Genomic DNA, 20,561 nt, shown 5'->3' with positions numbered 1-20,561 from the left:
TCATGCCGGGCACCGTCACGGTCGCGTGCGCCCTGCCGCACGGCTTCATCCTGCAGGTCCAGCACAAGAGGCGGATCCCCGCCCCCTCTCGCGAGGACCCCAGCCGCACCGAAGAGATCAGCCAGCCCGGCGGGAAGCGGATCGTCATCGCCGGCCCGGCCCGCAACCGCGATCCGGAGCGGATGATGAACGGCACCGGGGTGCTCGTCGCCGGCGGCTACGCGCTCACCCTGGGTGTCGACAAGGATCTCTGGGACGAATTCCGCGCCCAGATGGCCGAGTGGCCCCCGATCGCTACCGGGCAGGTCTTCGCGCACGAGCGCGATGACCACACCCGCGGCCGGGCCCGCGACGGGCAGCACGGCCCCAGCGGCTTCGAGCCGTTCGACCCGAAGAACACGCCTGACGAGTTCAAGGGCCGCAACGGCAAGAGCCTGATCGAAGCCTACGAGAAGCAGTGAGGCTGGCCATGAGCAAGACCATCCGCATACTCAGCCGCGCCCACACCGGCATGGTCCTCCGCGAGCCGATGCCCGAGACCGACAAGCCCGGCGAGGCGACCCCGCTGCGCCAGATCGTGCTCGACGGCAACGGCGCGGTGTCCACCGTCGACGCCGAGGTGTTCGAAGCCTGGAAGAAAGCCAACCCGAACGATCCGCTGCTCGTCGGCGGCGTCATTGAGGAGATCGGCGACGACCACGAAGCGCCCGAGGAGGTGTTTGGCCACGAGCCGGCCCTGAAGGCGCACGCCGGGGATCCGGAGGCGGTCAAGGCGTCGGAGGCCGGTGTGCAGGTCGAGGCCGGCCCGGGTCAGCTGACGTCCGAGGACATGACCCCGACCAACGGCACGCCGCCGGGCGACGACCCGGGCGAGCCGCGCCACGCCAGCCAGCCGGGCGAGCCCGAGCCGGGCCGAACCACCGGCGCGGCGGTGCAGGGCACCACCGAGGCGGTCGAGACCGACGAGGAGCCCCTGCCCGACGCCGAGTTCGACGGCATGAGCGAGGACGAACTGCGCACTCACCTGCGCGATCGCGGCGTGGTCGTCGATCGGCGCTGGGGTCGCAAGACGCTGATCGTCGAGGCCGAGAAGCTGAAGGCCCGGGGCTGATCGTGGGCGCCGTCGCCACCTTCGACTTCGCAGCGTGGCAGCGGCGCTACCCAGAGTTCTCGGCCGTCACGCAGCCGCAGGCCGAGGACTTCTTCACCGAGGCCACCTTGTACCTGCGCAACGACGGCACCGGCCCGGTGCGCGATCAGGCCCAGCAGCTGATGCTGCTCAACATGCTGGTCGCGCACATCGCCTCCTTGCGCACGACGAGCGCGGACGGACAGGCTCAGGGCGGCATCGTCGGGCGGATCGCCTCTGCCACCGAGGGCTCGGTCAGCGTCACCGCGGCTGAGATGCCGAACGAGGGCAGTCTGGCCGCGTGGTTCCAGATGACGCCCTACGGCCTCGCCTACTGGGCAGCGACCGCGTCGCTGCGCATGGCCCGCTACATCCCGGGCCCGCGGCGCGGCTGCGCACACTACGGCCGGGGCGGCTGGTAACATGGTCACCGTCAAGGGCGGCCTCGCGCTCGAGCGGCGCCTGGGCGAGCTCGCCGCGAAGCTGGGTGACGGGCCCACCCTCTCTGTCGGCTTCCTGGAAGGCGCGACCTATCCGGACGGCACGTCGGTGCCGATGGTGGCGGCCACGCAGGAATTCGGCGCGCCGGCGCGCAACATCCCACCGCGCCCGTTCTTCCGGAACATGATCGCCGACAAGAGCCCGACCTGGGCCGGCTCGCTCGCCGCGACGCTCAAGGCGACGAACTACGACCCCACGGCGGCCCTCAACCTGATGGGCGAGGGCATCAAGGGCCAGCTCCAGCAGAGCATCCTGGACCTGACCTCGCCGCCGCTGAGCCCGAAGACGATCGCGCGGAAGGGCTTCGACAAGCCGCTGGTGGACACCTCGGTGATGCTGAACAGCGTCGATTACGTGGTCGAGTGACGATGAACCTCCGCGCCATCGCCAACCGCGCCACGCAGCGGATCAACCCGAACGTCTCGGCCACCATCATGCGGTCGGGCGGCTACACGACCAACGACAGCGGCAAACGCGTGCCGAAGTTCACCCCGCTGCCGCTCAAGGTGCAGGTCCAGCCCGCCTCGACCGGCGACATCCAGAAGCTCGAGGCCCTGAACATCCAGGGCGTGCACCGGGTCATCTACATCTCGGCCGAGGTCGAGGCGATGATCCGCGTCGACAAGAAGGGCGGAGACCAGATCGTGTTCGAGGCCGGTGTGATGCCGGAGGACGATCAGGGCACGCGCTGGATCATCTCGGCGGTGCTGGAGGTCTGGGGCCACGAGTGGCGCAAGTGCGCCATCACCTTGCAGAATTCGTACACGTCATGATCCCCGTCGCGGTCACGCCCAGTCAGGACGACATTTTCACGGCGCTCCGGGCGGTCCTGCTCCAGCTTGCCCCGGCCGGCGCCGAAGTCGTGCAGGGCCAGGACAACAACGTCACCGCCCCGCAAGCTGCGGATTACGTCGTGATGACGATCCTGCGCCGCGACCGCATCTCGACCAACGTCGTGACCTGGCGCGACTGCACCCTGGTCGGCTCGGCGAACGGCACGGTCCTCACCGTCGAGCGGGTCACCCTCGGCACCCTGGAGGCCGGCCGGCCGCTCTACGGCACCGGCATCGCCCCGGATCCGGTCATCACCACGGTCAACGACGATGGCACGGCCACCCTGTCGGCGCCCGCCGTGTTCGCCTCCCGCCCCCTCGCCGCCGGCGCCCGGGCGCTGCGCCAGGCCACCCGGGTCGTGATGCAGCTCGACGTGCACAGCGACGACCTGTCCCGCGCCTCGGACACCGCGCAGGCCATCGCGACGGTGCTGCGCGACCTCTCCGGGGTGGAGATGCTGCGCGCGAGCGGCCATCCGATCGCGCCGCTGCACGCCGACGACCCGAAGCAGGTGCCCTTCGTCAACGCCGAGGGCCAGTACGAGTCCCGCTACGTGGTCGAGACCCACCTGCAGGCCGACCAGACCCTGCTGCTCCCGCAGCAATACGCCGATCGCCTCGAGGTCGATCGGATCCCGGCCGACATCTTCTACGCTGCCTGAGGACGAATCATGAGCTCCATTCCTGCGGACCAGATCGTCCGCGTCCTGCCGCAGGTCCTCAACGCCGGCGGCAACCCCCTCGCGTTCAACGGCCTGTTCCTGACCCTCAACCCGCGGGTGCCGGTCGGGACGGTGCTCGACTTCCCGAACGACGGGAACTCGGTGGACGACTATTTCGGGGCGGCCTCGCAGGAGGCGGCCTGGGCGGACACCTACTTCCTCGGCTTCGACACCTCGACCCAGAAGCCGGACAGCCTGCTGTTCGCGCGATTCACGGCCGCGGCCGCGGCGGCCTACCTGATCGGCGGCCCGGTCAACACCCTGACCATCGCCCAGATCCAGGCGATGCAAGGCGACCTGTCGGTAGTGGTCGACGGCTACCCGCACACCGCGAGCGGGCTCAACCTTTCGTCCGCCACCAGCTACTCGGCCGCCGCCGCGCTGATCGCGCAGGGCCTGAACGCCTCGCAGCCGGTCGCCGCCTCCGTCACCGGCGCCATCGCACCCGCCACCGCCGCCATCACCGCGTCGATCGCCGCCAACGTGATGACGGTCAACGCGGTCGCATCCGGCACGCTGGTGCCCGGCGCGGCGATCTCGGGCTCGGACGTCGCGGCCGGCACCACGGTCACCTCGCAGCTCTCGGGCGTCCCGGGCGGCGTCGGCACCTACGCCATCTCGGTGGCGCAGCTGGTCCCGAACGCCAGCCTGTCGGCCACCTACGGTGTCCTGACGGTCTCGGCCGTGTCCTCAGGCAGCCTGTCCGTGGGCCAGACCCTGACGGGCAGCGGCGTCACCGCCGGCACGCGCATCACTGGGCTCGGCACCGGCGCGGGCCTCGCCGGCACCTACTTCGTCTCGCCGTCGCAGACGGTCTCCAGTGGCACGCTGACGGCGGCCGCCACCCCGATCACGGTCACCTACGACGCGGTCTCGGGCGGCCTGCAGATCACCTCCGGCATCGCCGGGGCGGCCTCGTCGATTGGCTACGCCACCGGCTCGCTCGCGGCGCCCCTGATGCTGACCCAGGGCGCGGGCGCCGTGGTCTCGCTCGGCGCCGATGCGACCACGCCCGGCGCGTTCATGGAGGGGATCACCGACCTGACCCAGAACTGGGTGTCGTTCACGACGCTGTTCGATCCCGACGGCGGCTCCGGCGCGACCACGCAGCGGATGCTGTTCGCGACCTGGACCAACTCCAAGAACAACCGCTACGCCTACGTCTGCTGGGACCGCGACGCGAGCCCGACCGTGGTCCAGCCGGCCACGACCTGCCTCGGCTACCTGCTCCAGCAGTCCGGCTTGTCGGGCACGATCCCGATCTACGAGCCCTCGGACCTCAGGCACGCGCCGTTCCTGTGCGGCGCCATCGCCAGCCTCGACTTCCAGGCGCGCAACGGGCGCACCACCCTGGCGTTCCGGCAGCAATCCGGCCTCGTCGCCGGTGTCAGCAATGCGCGGATCGCCTCGAACCTCGCCGGTGATCCGCAGGTCGCGGGCAGCTACGGCAACGGGTACAATTTCTATGGCACGTACGCGACGGCAAACCAGGGGTTCGTCTTCTTCAACCGGGGCACGATCTCTGGAAAGTTCCAGTGGATTGACAGCTACGTCAATCAGATCCGGCTGAACAACCAGCTCCAGCTGGCGATGATGAACCTGCTCGTCCAGACCAACAGCATTCCGTACAACGTCGAAGGGTATGCCATGGTCGAGGCCGCGTGGCTCGACCCGATCCAAGAGGCGATCAACTTCGGATCGATCCGCGCTGGCATTCCGCTGTCGAACCTCCAGAAGGCGCAGATCAAGAGCCAGGCCGGCCTCGACATCGCCGACACGCTGTTCCAGCGCGGCTGGTACGCGCAGATCCTCGACGCCGCGCCGCAGGTCCGCCAGGGCCGCGCCAGCCCGCCGTGCCGGCTCTGGTACACCGACGGTCAGTCCATCCAGGCGCTGACCCTCGCCAGCATCCTCATCCAGTGATCGCCAGATCGTAAGGAGCACGAGACATGTCGATCACGTCCGCGAACGCCGTCCTGATGCTCGGCGTCAACAACGTCTTCTCCTCGCCGCAGCAGATCCAGGGCTTCGCGACCGACGATGCGTTCGATACCGAAGTCCAGGAGATCGGCGAAACGATGATGGGTGTCGACGGTTTCCTGTCCGGCGGCTTCGTCTACACCCCGGTTTCGATGGGCATCACGCTGATGGCCGACTCGCCGAGCACGAATTTCTTCGACGCTTGGGCGAACGCCGAGCGGGTGATCCGTGACAAGTACACGGCGTTCGGCACCATCTTCCTGCAGGGCACCGGCCGGAAGTACGCCATGACGAAGGGGTTCCTGATCTCGGCGCCCGTCTTGCCGGACGCCAAGAAGGTGCTCCAGCCCCGCAAGTTCACCATCCGCTGGGAGCGCGTGCTCCCGGCGCCGGTCTGAGGGCGCGGCGATGGCGCGGCGTGAGACGCGGGTCACCATCTCGTCTACCGACCCGAACAACCGCGACGGCGGCAAGGTCTTCCTGATCCGGGAGATGCCGGCGACGCAGGCCGAGGACTGGGCGATGCGGGCCCTCCTGGCGCTGACCGCGGCCGGCGCCGAGATCCCAGACGACCTCGAGGGGGCCGGCATGGCCGGTCTCGCCGTGATGGGGGTTCAGGCCCTGACCGGCCTGAAGCACGCCGACGTGAAGCCCCTCATGGACGAGATGTTCACCTGCGTGCAGGCCTGCCCGGACCGGCAGAACCCGAACGTGGTCCGGCCGCTGGTCGAGGACGACATCGAGGAGGTCCAGACGCGCCTCTTCCTGCGCAGGGAGATCTTGCAGCTCCACGTGGGTTTTTCGCTGCCCGGCGCCCCGTCGATGTCGACGTCGGAGACGCCGGGCCCGTCCGGGGCTGGAAGAATTACCCGAACCTCTCCCGCACGATAGCGGTCATCGTGTCGTCCGGGCGCGCGACGCTGCACGAGTTGCAGACCGTGTACGGCATCAAGGACGCTCACGATCTGCTCGAAGTGATCCAGATCGACGCGCACAATGAGCGCGCGGCGCAGAAGCAGCAGTAGGTGATCCGTGGCCACCGTTGTCGATCGCCTCGTCGTTGAACTTGGTCTGGACCCGAAGGCGTTCGCCAAGGGCCAGAAAGAGGCCGCGGCCGCCCTCGTCAGGACCCGGCAACAGGCCGAGAAAGAGGGCAAGGGCATCGAGAAGGCCATGGACGACGCCGGTGCGGCGTTCGACCGGCTCGCCCGCAACGCTCTCAAGCTCTTCGCCCTGTTCACTGCCGGTCGCGGCATCGGCCAGTTCGTCCGGGACATCACGGGCGCAGACGCCGCGCTCGGCCGGCTCTCTACCAGCATCGGCCGGGCCCCCGAACTCATCTCCGCCATGTCGAAGGCGGTGGAGCGCTCCGGCGGCGATGCGCAGGCCGCGGCCCGCAGCTTCCAGACCTGGTCCGAGCAGGTCGAGCAGATCAGGACCACGGGCGACTCGTCGATCCTGCCGTTCCTGGCCCGGCTCCAGGCGGCCGGCGGCAAGACGATCGACCTCAACAAGAAGAACGTGGACGGCCTCGCCGACCTCGCCGACAACCTGAAGGCGGTGGCCGAGCAGCAGGGCATCGCGTCCGCGACCTATTACGGGAAGAACCTCGGATTCGACGAGGGCACGATCGCCCTCATGGTCAAGGGCGGTGCGGCCCTGCGGGCGGCGATCGCCGAGTCCGAGAAGCTGGGCATCGCGACCCGGAAGGACACCGAGGCGGCGCAGGCCCTATCCACGGCCTATGTGACCCTGACCCAGGAGGTGGAGAGCTTCGGCCGGACGATCCTAACTGCGGTGTCGCCGGTTCTGGTGCAGCTGCTCAAGGACATCCAGGCGATCGTCAGGGCGGTCAAGGAGTGGGTGCAGGCCAACGTCGTGCCCTTTCTCCGCGAGTTCGCTGACGCCATGGGTGTCGCCGGCTCCGAGACGAAGACCCTGGTGCGGATCACCGAGGCGCTGTTTGCGCTTTGGCTGGGCAGCAAGGCGCTCGCGTTCCTGCGCGTCCTCGGCACGATGCGGCTATTGCTGACCGGCGGGCGAGTGGCAGCGGGCGGCGCTCTGGCAGGCAGCAGCGGCCTGCTCGGGGCCATAATCGGGGGGCTCGCCGTCGGCGGCACGATCGGCGCCGACAGGAGCACGCCCAACGCCGAAAAGCCCGGACTTCAGAAGAACTGGGACGACGAGGCGTCGGGCGCTGCCCCCGGCGGGATGTGGGGCGCTCTCAAGCGCGGCTGGAACTGGGGGAAGGGGAAGCTGTTCGGTGGCGGGAGTGCCAGCGCAGCGCCGGGAGCGGCAGGAACAGCGGCGGCCGGTGTCGGCGGCGAGCCAGGCGTGCGCGGTCGTCCCGATCTGCTCAACTCAGGCGGCGCCAGTCCGGAGGTGGTCGACTACATCCGCCAGCGCGCATCCGCGCTGGGGATCGACCCCGACACCGCCGTAGCGGTGGCGAACACCGAGGGGCTTCGCGGATACAAGCTGGACGGCAAGAAAGACGGCGGCGGCGACAATGGAATGTCGTTCGGGCCTTACCAGCTGTACTACGGCGGCGGCCTCGGGAACGAGTTCAGTAAGAAACATCCCGGCCTGCATGCAAGTGACAAGAGCACCTATAAGCAACAGGTCGATTTTGCCCTTGAGCACGCAGCGAAGAATGGCTGGGGCTCTTGGTACGGTGCCAGGAACAACGGCATTGGCAACTGGGCTGGCATCGGCGGAAGGGCCGGGGTAAAGGCCTCCACCGGTCCGCAGACGGCCGGTGACGTGCCAGGAGCCAACGGCGTTGGTGCGGTCGAGCAGCGCCAGCATGGGGCGACGCGCTCGCAACCCATCACCACCGAGCTACGGCGGCAGCTGGCGGCGGCGGCCGTCGCGTCTGGCGTGAATGCCGAGATCTTCAGCGGAGGACAGGACAGCTCAGGCCCCAACCGAGTCGGCAGCCATCGTCACGACAACGGACGCTCCGCCGATCTCAAGCTCTACCAGGTCGGCCCAGACGGGAAGCGTCGCTATCTACGACACGACAACGATGCCGACCGTGCGGTCATGGAGAGATTCCTGCGTGAAAGCGTGAAAGAGGGGGCGAACGGCATCGGCGCGGGGCCAGGCTACATGGGGCCTGACCGAATGCATGTCGGCGGCGGCTCGGAGGCCGCATGGGGCGCTGGCGGCTCGACGGCAAACGCCCCCGACTGGGTCTCCCGCGCGCTTCGCGAGGGCCTGGCCGCCCGCAAGAAGAAGACCGCGGAATGGTGGCGCGGCTCCCCGAATGCCATGGCCTCCGTCACGCAGTCCCGGGATGCCCAGGCGGCGCAGGCGGCGCGGATCTCGAACGACAACCGGTCGAGCTCCAGCGTCCGCAACAACTCCACCATCAACGGCGGCGTCCACGTGCACACGGCCGCCACCGACGCGAACGGTATCACGCGGGATATGGAGGATGCGCTGAAGCGGCGCTCGCTCGCGGCAGCTGCGAACTACGGGCAGGCCTGACGGGGCGCGTCACCGACACCTGACATAGGTGCTCGGCCTGCTCTTCTCCGAGTTTGACATCAACAAAACGTCGCCGTTCTTGGTGTAGTCGACGTCCCAATATTCTCGACGCTTCCAAGTCTCCCCTTCTCCGGTGCACGAGAGGGATATCGCAGACCTTGTGGTGGCGGGTTTCACGGCATCAACACTGCACTCGCTCTCCCATTCGGTGACGCGCTTCGACTCCACTCGGATCATCCCGTCGAGGCTCTGATCGAAACGGCGGTCCCAGTCTCCGATCCGGCAGGTTTGCTTGCCCGGCTCGCCCTGGAGCCACACCCCATAGAAGCGAGCAGGTATCTCGGCCGAGGCGGCGGGGCCTGAGACAAGGACGGCAAGAGCGAGGCCGAACAGTCGCATCTGAAGCGTCATCCTCAACTGCGCGCACCGAATGAATTGGTGCGCGAGCCGAGACAAATATGCCCTTCCCCGTTTCCGTTCCAGATGTCGATGGCGTCCCGCCGGTGACTTTCGCTCCCAGCGCGGGCGGCGACATCATCCTGGCGGCCGCCGATGCAGTTGGCATCGGCCCGCTCTTCGGTGGCGGCGCGGGTGGTGCCCCGCCGTGGGGCCTCTATCGCCAGGGCCGGTCTGTCGTGGCTTGCGAGAGCGTGCTGGGTTTTGACCACAAGGTCGATTTCGCGGTCTCGGATCATCCTCTGGAGCGGGGATCGTTCGAGTCGTTCAACAAGGTCGCCATCCCCTTCGACGTCCGCCTGATCTTCACGGCCGGCGGCACCGAGGCGCGGCGCGCGGCGCTGCTCAACTCGCTTCGCCGCATCGCTGGCGACCTGCTCCTCTACGACGCCGTCACGCCGGAGACCGTCTATCGGGACGTCAACATCGTCCACCTCGACTATCGCCGGACCGGGCAGGCCGGGGCCGGCCTGCTCATCGTCGCCGTGTGGTGCCAGGAGATCCGCCAGACCTCGCCGAGCACGGGCGGGTCGGGCTCCTCGACCGCAGCGCCGAGCGGCGCCGGACAGGAGAACGGTGGAACGGTTCAGCCTGTCGACCCGAGCGCGACCGGAAGTACGGGCGGGGCCGGGGGCGTCAACGATCAGAGCTTCGCGAACGGCGGCTTTTCGCCAGGCGGCGCGGGCGGCTTCGACCCCAACAACCCCGGCAGCACGGTAGGCGTGCCGGCCGGCTCGTTCATCAACGCCCCGATCCCCGACACGGCGATCCCAAGCGGCCCGGGCGGCGGCGGCAACGTCGCTCAGGGCGAGATCGCCCTGGAGCCGATCGACGTGCCGGCGGGCCAGTAGATGCAGATCATCCCCCTGCGGCCCGTGCCGTCGCAGACGTTGATGGCGACTCTCGCCGACCAGTTGGCGCAGATCGACGTCTACCAGAAGGCCTACGGGCTGCACCTCGACCTCTACGTGTCCAACGTCCTGCTGCTCGCAGGCGCCCTGTGCCAGGACCGGAACCTCATCGTGCGCAGCCGCTACATCGGGTTCGTCGGCGATCTCTGCTTCATCGACACCATGGGTGCCGACGACCCAACCTACGAGGGCCTGGGGATCCGGTACGGGCTCGCCTACATCGAGGCCGGCGAGCTCGCCCGATGACCTTCAGCCGCAAGTTCATCGACGTGTCGATTTCGCTCGCCTCCGGCTCCTACGCTGCGGGCGGCAACAAGGCCGACATCAAAGGCCACCGCGTCGTCGCCCTGATCCGCAAGCCCGGCGGCGCCGACATGGCGCAGCTCGAGTGCGCGATCTACGGCCTGCCGCTCTCGGTCATGAACCAGCTGACCACGCTGGGCACGCAGATGAACCTCTACTCGAAAAACACGATCACCCTGAAGGCCTACGAGGAAGGCCAGCAGCCGGCGATGGTGTTCGAGGGCAACATCCATGTCGCGTTCGCCGACATGCGGGCCATGCCCGAGACCTGCCTGCGCATTTCGGCGCTCGCCGGGCTCTTCGCTGCGGTGAAGCCTGTCGACGTGACCAGCCAGAAGGGCTCGACCGACGTCGCGCAGACGATGGAGCAGATCGCCAAGAAGGCCGAGCTGAAGTTCGAGAACAATGGGGTGAACACGAAGATCGTGAACCCCTACCTGCCCGGCTCGGCTCGCCAGCAGGCGCACCTGCTCGCCAAGCACGCCGGCATCGAGTGGATCATCGACAACGGCACGCTGGCGATTTGGCCGGCAGGCAAGTCGCGAAACGGCGGGCTGGTCAAGATCTCGCCGACCGACGGCATGATCGGCTACCCGGCCTACAACCAGGCCGGCATCGAGGTCACCGCGCGGTTCAACCCGGCAATCCAGTATGGCCGGCAGGTCGAGGTCGAGAGCGACCTGAAACCGGCCTGCGGCACCTGGACGATCGTGAACCTCGATTACGCGCTGGAAGCCGAAGTGCCGAAGGGCAAGTGGCAGACGACCCTCACCCTGGGTCGCACCGGTGGGGTGGCGCCGCAATGAGTAGCGGAGCGGGCGACGACAAAGACGTGGCCGGGCAGCTCAGCCGCGTCGGGGCGAGCAGCGACGGCAACCTGCACCGGTTCCTCATGGACCAGGGCCTGGGCGAGCACCGCACCCATTTCGCCGCCAAGATCGTGGCGGTGCATGGCGGTGGCCGCGACTCGCCTCCAATTGTCGACATCCAACCCATCGTCAAGCAGATGAACGGGGCCGGAAAAAGCCGCTCGCACGGCACGGTCTTCAGCATCCCGGTCACCCGCAACATCGGCGGCGACAGCGTCATCATCAACGACCCCAGGGTCGGCGATGTAGGCATCTTCTCGGTGCTCGACCGCGACCACTCCTCGGCGCAGGCCAACGACTGGGCCGAGGCGAACCCGGGCTCGAAGCGCCGCGGCTCGATGTCGGACGCGGTCTACCACGGCCCGCTGCCGCGCAAGGGCGACAAGCCGAAGCAGTGGATCTGGTTCAAGGACGACGGCGTCGAGATCCAGGACCGCAACGAGAACACTCTGGTCGGCGGTAAGGGCGGCTGGAAACTCAACGGCGTCGAGATTGACCGAGACGGCAACATCAAAGCGCCGGGCGAGGTCACCGCGAAGTCCAAGGGCACCTCCGTATCGGTGTCCGGCCACAAGCACCCCTCGACCGATAAGCCGACCCCGGGCACCTGATGCGTAGCCTGCTCCTCGACACGGTGGCGTGGGACCTCGCCCTCGACACCGCCGGCAACATCGCGGTGGCGAGCAACCCCTACGCGATGGCGCAGGATGCCGCGACCGCGATCCGCACCTACCAGGGCGAGGTTTACTACAACACCGCCGACGGCGTGCCCTACCGTGACCAGATCCTGGGCCAGCAGGTCCCGCTGTCTCTCGTGCGGGCCTACCTCGAGGCGGCCGCGCTGACCGTGCCGGGCGTGGTGCAGGCGCAGGCCTTCTTCACCCGGCTCGAAGGGCGCCGCCTGTCCGGGCAGGTCCAGATCACCGGCCGCACCGGCGCCCTCTCCGCCGCCAGCTTCTGACGAGCATCCATGTCGAGCACCGCCATCCCGCGCCCGGTTCTCGGGCCGACCGGCTATGTCGCGCCGGCCGAGAGCGCCCTGTACGCGGGCGCCATGGCCGATCTGCAGGCGGCATTCGGCGGCGGGCTCAACCCGGGCCCGAAAACGCCGCAGGGCCAGCTCGCGACGAGCCTCGCGGCGCTGATCGGCAACATCAACGACCTGTTCCTGTTCTACGTGTCGCAGACCGATCCGGCCTACGCGCGGGGCCGGATGCAGGATGCGATCGGGCGCATCTACTTCCTCGAGAGGAGGCCCGCGCAGCCGACCGTCGTGCAGGCGGTGTGCATCGGCCTCGACGGCGTCACGATCCCGGCCGGCGCCCTGGCGCGAGCCGATGACGACAACCTGTACGTCTGCCAGCAGACCGGCACAATCGGCCCGTCGGGCACCATCACGCTGCCGTTCGCCTGCACGACACCCGGACCGATCGCCTGTCCGGCCGGCGCGCTCTCCACGATCTACCAGGCCATCGCTGGCTGGGACACGATCACGAACCCGCAGGACGGGGTGCTCGGCGCCGCGGTCGAGGGGCGGGCTGATTTCGAGATCCGGCGCCGGCAGTCGGTGGCGCATAACGCCACCGGCCACCTGCCGGCGGTGCGCGGCGCGGTGTTGAGCGTGGACGGCGTGATCGACGCGTTCACGGTGCAGAACGACACCAACGCGCCGCAGACCGTCGGCGGCTACACCCTGGCCGGCAACAGCATCTACGTGTCGGTCGCGGGCGGAGAGGCCGACGCCATCGCCCGGGCGATCTGGACCCGCAAGAGCCCGGGCTGCGGCACCAACGGCAGCACCACGGTGACGGTACTCGATACCGCCTCCGGCTACAGCCCGCCGTATCCGGCCTACGAGGTGCGCTTCGACTACGCCCGGCCGCTGCCGGTCCTGTTCGCCGTCGAGATCAAGAACTCGGCGCTCGTGCCCTCAGATGCGACGCAGCAGGTGCAGGCCGCGCTCATCGCGGCGTTCGCCGGCGAGGACGGTGGCCCGCGCGCGCGGATCGGCGCCGAGATCCTGGCGAGCCGCTACTACGACCCGGTCCAGGCCCTCGGGCCCTGGGCGCGAATCGTGTCGCTCCGCATCGGCGCCTCGACTGTGCCGGCCGCGACCTTCCGGGGTGCGCTCGACGGGACGCAGTTGCAGGTCATCGCCGCGGGCTCGGGCGCGCTCGCGGTCGGTCAGACGATCCTCGACGACGTCGGCTTGGTGCTGCCTGGAACCCGAGTCGCCGCGCTGGCGACCGGCACCGGCGGTGCCGGCACCTACGCGCTCTCTGCGTCCAACCCGGCCATCACGAGCCGCCGTCTCTACGCCGCACGCCCCGACCAGTTTCGGGTGCCGGTCGGGATCGACCAGGTTCCCTCGCTCTCGGCCGCGAACATCGTCGTCACCCTGGTATGACCGGGCCCGCCTATCCGCCGCAGCACGACCGGAGCAGCGCCCCTGGCGGTCAACTGCCGGTCACCGAACAGATCGACGTCTGGACGACGGTCCTCTCGCAATTCGCGAACAGCCCGATCCTGACGGCGATCCTTGAGCGCGAGGCGGTCGCTCTCGACCAGCGACCCAACCTCGACGCGTTCTACCGGCAGGTCTGGGACCTTGACACCGCCGAGGGCTACGGCCTCGACGTCTGGGGACGGATCGTCGGCGTCAATCGCGTCCTCAAGGTCGTCACGAGCCGCTTCTTCGGCTTCGCCGAATCGGCGGTGCAGGGCGACGGCACGATCACCGGGTTCAACGACGCGCTGCTGTCCTTCGGCGACTGCCTCGGGTTCGCCGAGGCGCTGCCCGGATCCGAGCCCTACGGCTACGGCACGTTCCAGCCCCTGGCGCCAAATCAGCAAGCCAACCCGGAGACAGGAGCGCAGTACGGGCCGTTCTACGATGGGCGCGTCCTCTATGAAAACTTCCGGCTCAACGACGAGTCCTATCGTCGGCTGATATACGCCAAGGCGCAGGCCAACATCTGCGACGGCGGCATCCCGGCGATCAACGCGATCCTGATGCGGATCTTCCCGGATCGCGGCAACGCCTATGTCACCGAGCGGGTGCCCGACAGCTATTTCGGGTTCGCTGAGGCCACCGCAGTCCATCCGAGCTACGCGCTCGGATTCAACACGCTGGAACCCTACCCGGGCCCCTATGTCGGTTTCGCCGAGGCCCTGCCGGGAGACGAGGCGTTTGGCGTCTCCCCACTCTACGGCATCCCGGGCCTGGGCCTGACGTCGCCGGCACTCAGCGCTCAGCGCGCGCCCTTCTATTCCGGCCAGGCGAACCCCTACGCGGCCATCACCTACACGTTCGAGTTCGCCCTGAGCCAGGTCGAACTCGCGATCGTCCAGCAGAGCGGCGTCCTGCCGACGCCGACCGGCGTGGCGGCCGCCGTGGTCATCCGACCGAGGTAGCGAGATGCAGCAGTCCCAGGCCCCCGCGAAATTCCCTGTTCCGTTCGGCAACTCGGCCGGCCCGAGCTACATCCGTGACGTCCCCCAGGAGTCGCAGGTCGGCATCAACGACGGCGCGGCGAGCCTCGAGACCGGGTTCCCGCCGAAAAACTTCCAGCCGGTCGGCAGCGGGGGAGTCCCGCCGTTCGGCCAGGACATGAACGGCATCCTGAAGCGAATCACGCAGTGGTCGCGCTGGCAGGCTGCCGGCGCCACCAACCTGTGGGACAGCGCCTTCGCGACCGCCATCGGCGGCTACCCCCGCGGCGCCGTGCTCGGCTCGACCACGCCCGGGCTCCTCTGGGTCAGTGTCGCCGACAACAATCTGACGAACCCGGACGGCATCAATGCCGACGGCTGGCGCGCCGTACTGACCGACGCTGCAGTGCCGTCGACCGCCCTGGTGAGAGCCGGTGCGGACACCAGCGGCACCGCCAACCAGATCGTTATCCCGGCGGTCGCGCCAGCGCTGAACGGGCTGCAGAACTATCAGGTTTTCGAGATCATCCCGAACGTCTCGGTCACCGGCTCAACCACGGTCCGGCTGGCCTCCTACGAGCCGATCCCGCTCAAGCGCCGCGATGGCGGCGATCTCCAGAATGGAGATGCGCCGGTCGGGCAACCGTTCCTTGCCGTCTTTCTCAACGGCGTCTTGCGCAGCCTAGGCATGCGCCCGTCCGAGATCGTCGCTCTCATCAACAGCAGCATCGCCAGCAACACGACGATCTACAACACGCTTTCCCAGGTCATCGGCACAAGTTTCTTTTATTCCAATCTTGGCGCTGTCCCTGATGTCGTTCGTGATATCGGCGCTAGCGCCGACACGAACACGATCATCGGAGAGGTGAACATCCCGGCTGGCTACATTAATTTGTTCGCGACCGTCACCGTCGCGGTCGGGCAGATCGCCCCGACCACGGCCGCCGGGTACCAGGTGAATGTGTGGCTGTCCGAGGCCGGCGGCGCCTGGCAGCGTCTCGAATGGTCCGATGCGACCAAGCCGGACGGCCTGATCACGATCCAGCTCAGTCGTTCGGCCTTCCGCGGCATCGACAAGACCAAGGCCTACCGGGTGCGATCAACCATCTGGAAGAACGCCGACAGCGGTGCCGCCACGCCTCCGCAGTCGTCGCTGCAAGTCCAGGCTCTGAAGATCTGAGGCTCGTCATGGCACATTACGTCAAGATCGCGGGCGGCATCGTCGTGGCCGAACAGGGCGGCCCGGATGATCTGTCGAAAGAGCAGATCTGCGGATCCGGAGAGGATGCCGAGCAATTCGTCGAGGCGCCTCCCTCGGTGCGGGTCGGCTACGTGCAGCAGGAAGACGGGTCGTTCGTCGCGCCGCCCCCGGCGCCCGCCATTACGGGTCCGACGATCACGAGCAAGGCCGACCTGTTCCGGCGCTGTACCGACGCCGAGGCGGAGGCCATCGAAACGGCGCTCGCGGCGCAATCGGTCCGCAAGCGGCGCATTTTCGAGACCGCGCAGTACATCTCGTCCGAGGATCCAGACTTCGCCGACCTCCGCGCCGCGGCCGTCGAGATGTTCGGTGCCGAGCGAGCCGCCGAGCTGCTGGCGGCCTCGGTCTGAGCGATGCCCACCCAGATCCTCTCAATCCTCCCGCGCCGGCAGGATCTGCGCACCTCGGCGAGCGAGGACTGGACGGACGCATTCCCGCTGGTCCGGGCCGGCCCCGCCGCGATCGTGGCAGGGGTCGACAATCGCGGCAACGGCACCCTCGTTGTCTCGGGCGTCGCGGCCTATGCCGAACTGGGGCCGCACCTCGTCACGGTGACGAGCGCCACCGGTGGCGTGTTCTTGTTCAGCGTCACTGCCCCGGGCGGAGCGCCGATCGGCCGAGGAATGGCGGGGGTGCCCGTGACGGTCGGCGGCCTGACCCTCACGCTGACTCCGGGCGACGTTCCATTCGTCGCCGGCGACGCCTGGGGCGTCCAGCCCACCGCACAGCCGATCGACGACACCGGGATCGAGTACGTCTTGCAGATCCGGCAGAGCCAGGCGTCGCCGGTGGTCACGCTGGAAGCCGCCTCCCAGGCGCCCAGCAACGCTCTGCAGACCCTGATCCCGGGCCGGGGCACTGGTGTGCCGACTCTCCTCGTTCTTGCCGCCGCGATGGCGCCGGCGCGCTTTCCGCCCGGATCCTACGTCTACGAATTGCTCGCTCTCGCCGACGGTCGCCGCAAGAGCGCCTACTTCGGCAACCTCGAGCACGTGGACGGCGTGGCCTACCTGCCCTGAGGCGACAACATGCCGTTTCTGACCCAGAACGCGGCCGGCGAGCCGATCGTCATCCCTATTGGCGGTCAGCCCGGACTGACCGGAGGCCGGGGCGAGGAAGGGCGGTCCGCCTATGAGATCGCCGTGGAGGTTGGCGGCTATGCGGGCAGCGAGGCCGATTTCGCGGCCATGCTCGCGAACGCTGGCTCGGCCGAAACGACGGTAACCCTCGTCGCCGCTACCGACATGCCGGGAGGGATTTTCGCGGCCGCCGTCGGCTCTGGACAGGCCCGCGCCACCGCGCCGGCCGACCCGGCATCCGCCGCGGGCGTGGCGATCGGGTACCTCGATGGCGCAGCGGCCGCGGGTTCGGTGGTGACGCTGCGCAAGTCGGGGCGCGTCCGCGTTTCGGGTGCGGCCTGGACCGCGGGCGATTCTATCTTCCTCACCGACTACGGTGCGCCCACCAGCACGCCGCGCACCTCGGGCTGGGCGCAGCAGGTCGGCGTGGGCACCGGGCCCGACACGTTCGACCTGGCGATCGACATCGCAGAGGTCATCACGCCCCTCATCACGCTCGACGCCATCGGCAGCGTGCTGCTGCAGGCGCTGACCGACGTGGTGGCGTCCTACGCCATCGAGCCGCCGGATCAGCCGGGCGTCCTCTGGCGCAACCAAACCCTCGTAGCGCTATCGCCGAATTCCGACGGTTCACCGTACACCGCACCCTACGACACCGGCGCGGCCGATCCGATCGCGGCCCTTCTGCCGGTCATCGTCCCTCGCGTTCTGCGCAGCTTGCCGCGCGATCCGCCGACCCTCGCGGGCGTGCTCTGGCTCAACAACGGGCGACCGGCTCTCGCGCCCAACGCCGACGGCACGCCCTACCCGGCGAGGCCGCTGCCCACGTCGGGGTCGCCTCTCCTCCGCGCGACCCGATCGGCTCTGGCCCTCTGGCTCGCCGCGACCGTGCCGGGGCTGCCGGTGCTCCTTCCCGTCTCGTCGGGCGCCCTGTGGCGCTCGACCAACCTGCTTGCCGTCTCGTGAGGACACCCATGTTTCGCTCGCTACTCGCGGCAGCCGCGGTGCTCGGCTTCCTGATCGCGCCCGCCGCCGCCTGGGATCCCGCCAAGGCGGGCCGCTATGGTGGGTTGGACCTCGACAGCCTCGACGTTGGCGGCCGTACCCTCAATCGCGGCAGCCTCATGGTCGGCCCGGGCTGCGCCTCGACCACCGGCGCCTACGCGACTGACGGCACCAAAAGCTGGGAGCCCACCTGCTTCGGTGTCTTCGTGGCCCCCGGCCAAGACATCAGAACGAACCTGACTCGCGGGACCAACCAGAACCCGGACGGCACCCCGAACAGCAAGTTGTTCGCACCGCTCATGGTCCAGGCGCAGTCGAGCGGGGCGCTCGACCGAGAACAGAATGGGATGATCATCAACCTCGACGTCCTGGGCGGCGCCCAGAGCGCCGCGGGACTCGACAACACCAACACGACCGGCCAGCTGATCTCGGTACGGCAACGCCCCGGCCCGAACGGCGAGAAGCCGCCCTCGACCTGGGGCCACAACGTCGACATCCACATCGCCCCGGGTTCCGGCCCGGTGCAGACCTGGGGCGTCGAGTATGATCTGAACAATTTCAATCAGAACTGCTACCCGGGCATGGGGTGCATTTCCTCGGGAATGTACTTCAATGGTATTGGCGGATACGCGAATACGGCGTGGCTGTACTCGGGCGGCGGCACGACGCAGACCCGCAACCTTTCCGTGACAGTGGCGAACGGCGTCGTCATGCGGATGGCCGGCGAGGCGTTCACTCGCGCCACCTATCGGCTCAAGATCGGCGACATCTTCTACCGCGTCACCTACGTGAACCCTGACCGGGTCGACGCCGCCGTAGCCATTCCGAACTACGCCTCGCCCGTCGCGGCGACCTGGCAGAACGCCATGGTCGCCAACGGCGTCCTGTTCCAGGGCGAGAACATGGCGAGTGACAACGACCTCGCCCTGAACACCTCGGCCTACAACGCGATCACCGTCGCCGGAAAGCACCACGTCGGCCTGAATACCGCCAGCGACGACGCACGGTTCGCCGTCGTCGCCAGCGAAGAGCAGAAAGCCTGCTTCAAGGTGTTCGACGCTTGCTGGTCGTTCGCGGGCGGGGCGATGCAGTACACGAGCCAGGGTCAGAGCGTCCTGCAGCTCGTCTCCGTCACGGACGGCGCGAACGGGGCGCGGGTGACGGCGGCCGGGGTCGGGTTCGGCCCGAGCCTGGAGCCGGTCGGCCCGGACGCGAACATTCCTCTCAACCTCAAGGGCAAGGGTGCCGGGGCCGTGCAGGTGGGCGGCCCGCTTGCGGCGCCCGGGCTGCCGACTGCGGCTGGAGCGGCGAAGGGGACGCTGTGCGTCGACACAGCAGGCACCGTCTACGTCAAGACCAGCGCGGGGGCCTGCCTGTGACGCGCCTCGCTCTCCTAGCGGTCGGGCTCCTGGTCTCCGCCGCCGCACGCGCCGAGGAGCCCTCACCGGAATTTCTCGGCGCCGCCCTGCAGGCGATGCAGGTGCAGCGAGATCAGGCACTCAATCAGGCGGTGATGGCGAACGCGCAGCTCGCGCTTGCGAAGGCGGAGGCTGCCCGGCTGCGGCGCGAGCTCGACTTGGCAAAAGCGGGCCCGACCCCCTCGCCCGAGACGAAGTGAGAGACCGACATGGCCGACTTCCTGCTGCGCGGCATCAACGAGGCTGGGCGCCCCGCCAGGGAGTCGGCAGCGCAGCTCCTCGCTCGAATCCCCATTCCGGTCGGCGATGGGGCTGTTCCGCTACCCCAGGCGCTGCTTGATCGCCCCACGCAGGCCGACATCGCGGCGCGCCTGGCCGAAATCGCCGAGGAGGCGGTGTCGGCCGACGAGCTTGCCGCGGCAGTTGAGCCGATCGCTGATCGCGTGGCAGCCGTCGAGGCCGGCCAGGCCTCCGGCTCGCTGTCCTACGCCACGCTCGCCGAACTGACCGCCAACCTCACTCCGCCCGACGGCGCGACGGCTCAGGTACTGACCGGGGATGAGGCTGGTAGCTACCGCAAGTCGGGCCCGAGCGGATCAGGGTCGTGGGCTCGGTACTCGACCGCCACCCTGCCGTCCGTCGATGCGCGGCTCAGCGTTGAGGTCGCCGCGCGTCAGGCCACCGATGCCCGCACCGCCGAGGTACAGCTCCGCCCCGACGGCACGCTTCCGTGGTGGGCGGTAGCCGGCCGCACCAGCGCAGGCGCCCTCGTCTCTCTCCTGCGCCTGTCGACACAGGGCGATTGGCTGGTGCGGCGCCTGCGACTCGAACGAGTACCGCGCCGGTATGGCGAGGTCGTCGGCGGGCTCTTTGGTCCGAAGGGCGAGCGGTTTCTGTGGGTCAATAGCCGTCTGGAGGTCTGCGCCCGGGTTCTTCGGGTGGCCACCGCGCACGCCCATACGCCCGGCGGCTTGTTTGGTCCTCGCGGCGAGCGGCTGGCCTACCTCAATGCGATGCAGGACTGGTGCGCGCGGCGCCTGCGCCTGCCGCGCGGGCACAATGCGGCGCTCGGCGGGTTCTTCGGTCCGCGGGGCGAGCGCCTTCTGTGGGTCTCTGAGCGCGGCGAGGCGCGGGCGCGCGCGCTGCGCACGGACCGCATCGGCCGGCGGT

General features: G+C 68.7%; 26 protein-coding genes. 25 read left to right on the top strand and 1 reads right to left on the bottom strand.

The features are described from left to right. Nucleotides 1–2: 2 nt before the first annotated feature. Genes MFF64_RS19640 through MFF64_RS19595 form a run of 11 tightly spaced genes read left to right on the top strand, consistent with a single transcriptional unit; the run spans nt 3 to nt 8,657 of the window. The gene (locus MFF64_RS19640) at nt 3–461 is read left to right on the top strand and encodes a hypothetical protein (protein WP_238192089.1); all 459 of its coding nucleotides are present in this window, start codon (nt 3–5) and stop codon (nt 459–461) included. A gap of 8 nt (nt 462–469) precedes the next feature. Beyond that, entirely contained in the window at nt 470–1,111 is a 642-nt protein-coding gene (locus MFF64_RS19635) for a hypothetical protein (protein ID WP_238192087.1), read from the top strand. A gap of 2 nt (nt 1,112–1,113) precedes the next feature. After that, complete coding sequence (locus MFF64_RS19630; RefSeq protein WP_238192085.1) at nt 1,114–1,551, top strand: DUF4054 domain-containing protein; 438 nt, start codon at nt 1,114–1,116, stop codon at nt 1,549–1,551. A 1-nt stretch (nt 1,552) separates the two neighbouring features. Beyond that, nucleotides 1,553–1,996, top strand: a complete 444-nt coding sequence (locus MFF64_RS19625) for a hypothetical protein (protein WP_238192083.1) — start codon at nt 1,553–1,555, stop codon at nt 1,994–1,996. A gap of 2 nt (nt 1,997–1,998) precedes the next feature. Then, nucleotides 1,999–2,403 (top strand): hypothetical protein, encoded by a 405-nt coding sequence (locus MFF64_RS19620; protein ID WP_238192081.1) that lies wholly within the window; start codon nt 1,999–2,001, stop codon nt 2,401–2,403. Then, nucleotides 2,400–3,125, top strand: coding sequence for a phage neck terminator protein (locus tag MFF64_RS19615; protein ID WP_238192079.1), 726 nt, complete (start codon nt 2,400–2,402; stop codon nt 3,123–3,125). Before MFF64_RS19620 ends, MFF64_RS19615 begins: the two co-directional genes overlap by 4 nt. A 9-nt stretch (nt 3,126–3,134) precedes the next feature. Continuing rightward, nucleotides 3,135–5,108 (top strand): DUF3383 family protein, encoded by a 1,974-nt coding sequence (locus tag MFF64_RS19610; RefSeq protein ID WP_238192077.1) that lies wholly within the window; start codon nt 3,135–3,137, stop codon nt 5,106–5,108. 26 nt (nt 5,109–5,134) lie between these two features. Continuing rightward, nucleotides 5,135–5,563, top strand: coding sequence for a phage tail fiber protein (locus MFF64_RS19605; protein ID WP_099900573.1), 429 nt, complete (start codon nt 5,135–5,137; stop codon nt 5,561–5,563). A gap of 10 nt (nt 5,564–5,573) precedes the next feature. Beyond that, nucleotides 5,574–6,056, top strand: coding sequence for a hypothetical protein (locus tag MFF64_RS19600; RefSeq protein WP_238192073.1), 483 nt, complete (start codon nt 5,574–5,576; stop codon nt 6,054–6,056). 8 nt (nt 6,057–6,064) lie between these two features. Continuing rightward, nucleotides 6,065–6,190 carry a hypothetical protein gene (locus MFF64_RS37860; RefSeq protein WP_273557161.1) on the top strand — a complete coding sequence of 42 codons (126 nt, stop codon included), beginning with the start codon at nt 6,065–6,067 and terminating at the stop codon, nt 6,188–6,190. 7 nt (nt 6,191–6,197) lie between these two features. Further along, the gene (locus MFF64_RS19595) at nt 6,198–8,657 is read left to right on the top strand and encodes a phage tail tape measure protein (protein ID WP_238192071.1); all 2,460 of its coding nucleotides are present in this window, start codon (nt 6,198–6,200) and stop codon (nt 8,655–8,657) included. Nucleotides 8,658–8,666: 9 nt separating this feature from the next. Here MFF64_RS19595 and MFF64_RS19590 read toward each other — a convergent pair whose 3' ends face one another. Continuing rightward, on the bottom strand, nt 8,667–9,056 hold the full coding sequence (locus MFF64_RS19590) for a hypothetical protein (RefSeq protein WP_238192070.1): 390 nt from the start codon (nt 9,054–9,056) through the stop codon (nt 8,667–8,669). A 104-nt stretch (nt 9,057–9,160) separates the two neighbouring features. Between MFF64_RS19590 and MFF64_RS19585 the strand changes: the two genes are divergently transcribed. From MFF64_RS19585 to MFF64_RS19520, 14 genes are all read left to right on the top strand, one after another. Further along, a complete protein-coding gene (locus MFF64_RS19585; protein ID WP_238192067.1) occupies nt 9,161–9,964 on the top strand; it encodes a phosphoenolpyruvate carboxylase in 804 nt (267 codons plus the stop codon). Beyond that, nucleotides 9,965–10,270, top strand: coding sequence for a phage baseplate plug family protein (locus MFF64_RS19580; RefSeq protein WP_238192065.1), 306 nt, complete (start codon nt 9,965–9,967; stop codon nt 10,268–10,270). It abuts the gene before it with no gap. After that, complete coding sequence (locus MFF64_RS19575) at nt 10,267–11,133, top strand: baseplate hub protein (RefSeq protein ID WP_238192063.1); 867 nt, start codon at nt 10,267–10,269, stop codon at nt 11,131–11,133. The genes MFF64_RS19580 and MFF64_RS19575 overlap by 4 nt, the downstream gene beginning before the upstream one ends. 26 nt (nt 11,134–11,159) lie before the next feature. Further along, nucleotides 11,160–11,807 carry a hypothetical protein gene (locus MFF64_RS19570; RefSeq protein ID WP_238192061.1) on the top strand — a complete coding sequence of 216 codons (648 nt, stop codon included), beginning with the start codon at nt 11,160–11,162 and terminating at the stop codon, nt 11,805–11,807. Continuing rightward, nucleotides 11,807–12,157 (top strand): contractile injection system sheath initiator, encoded by a 351-nt coding sequence (locus MFF64_RS19565; protein ID WP_099900853.1) that lies wholly within the window; start codon nt 11,807–11,809, stop codon nt 12,155–12,157. The genes MFF64_RS19570 and MFF64_RS19565 overlap by 1 nt, the downstream gene beginning before the upstream one ends. A gap of 9 nt (nt 12,158–12,166) precedes the next feature. After that, nucleotides 12,167–13,603, top strand: a complete 1,437-nt coding sequence (locus tag MFF64_RS19560; RefSeq protein ID WP_238192059.1) for a baseplate J/gp47 family protein — start codon at nt 12,167–12,169, stop codon at nt 13,601–13,603. After that, entirely contained in the window at nt 13,600–14,610 is a 1,011-nt protein-coding gene (locus MFF64_RS19555; RefSeq protein ID WP_238192057.1) for a baseplate wedge 1 family protein, read from the top strand. The genes MFF64_RS19560 and MFF64_RS19555 overlap by 4 nt, the downstream gene beginning before the upstream one ends. Before the next feature lie 4 nt (nt 14,611–14,614). After that, entirely contained in the window at nt 14,615–15,808 is a 1,194-nt protein-coding gene (locus MFF64_RS19550; RefSeq protein ID WP_238192055.1) for a hypothetical protein, read from the top strand. An 8-nt stretch (nt 15,809–15,816) separates the two neighbouring features. After that, nucleotides 15,817–16,239, top strand: coding sequence for a hypothetical protein (locus MFF64_RS19545; protein ID WP_238192053.1), 423 nt, complete (start codon nt 15,817–15,819; stop codon nt 16,237–16,239). 3 nt (nt 16,240–16,242) lie between these two features. After that, a complete protein-coding gene (locus MFF64_RS19540; RefSeq protein ID WP_238192051.1) occupies nt 16,243–16,908 on the top strand; it encodes a hypothetical protein in 666 nt (221 codons plus the stop codon). 9 nt (nt 16,909–16,917) lie between these two features. Beyond that, complete coding sequence (locus tag MFF64_RS19535; RefSeq protein ID WP_238192050.1) at nt 16,918–17,934, top strand: hypothetical protein; 1,017 nt, start codon at nt 16,918–16,920, stop codon at nt 17,932–17,934. Between the two features lie 8 nt (nt 17,935–17,942). Then, entirely contained in the window at nt 17,943–19,352 is a 1,410-nt protein-coding gene (locus MFF64_RS19530) for a hypothetical protein (protein WP_238192048.1), read from the top strand. Further along, nucleotides 19,349–19,591 carry a hypothetical protein gene (locus MFF64_RS19525; RefSeq protein WP_238192045.1) on the top strand — a complete coding sequence of 81 codons (243 nt, stop codon included), beginning with the start codon at nt 19,349–19,351 and terminating at the stop codon, nt 19,589–19,591. The genes MFF64_RS19530 and MFF64_RS19525 overlap by 4 nt, the downstream gene beginning before the upstream one ends. Nucleotides 19,592–19,600: 9 nt before the next feature. After that, a partial coding sequence (locus MFF64_RS19520) for a hypothetical protein (RefSeq protein WP_238192043.1) occupies nt 19,601–20,561 on the top strand: 961 nt, incomplete at its 3' end.

Origin of the sequence: Methylobacterium frigidaeris, from assembly GCF_022179185.1 — a bacterium.
Lineage (GTDB): Bacteria > Pseudomonadota > Alphaproteobacteria > Rhizobiales > Beijerinckiaceae > Methylobacterium > Methylobacterium frigidaeris.
This window is presented reverse-complemented; position numbering and strand designations above follow the sequence as displayed.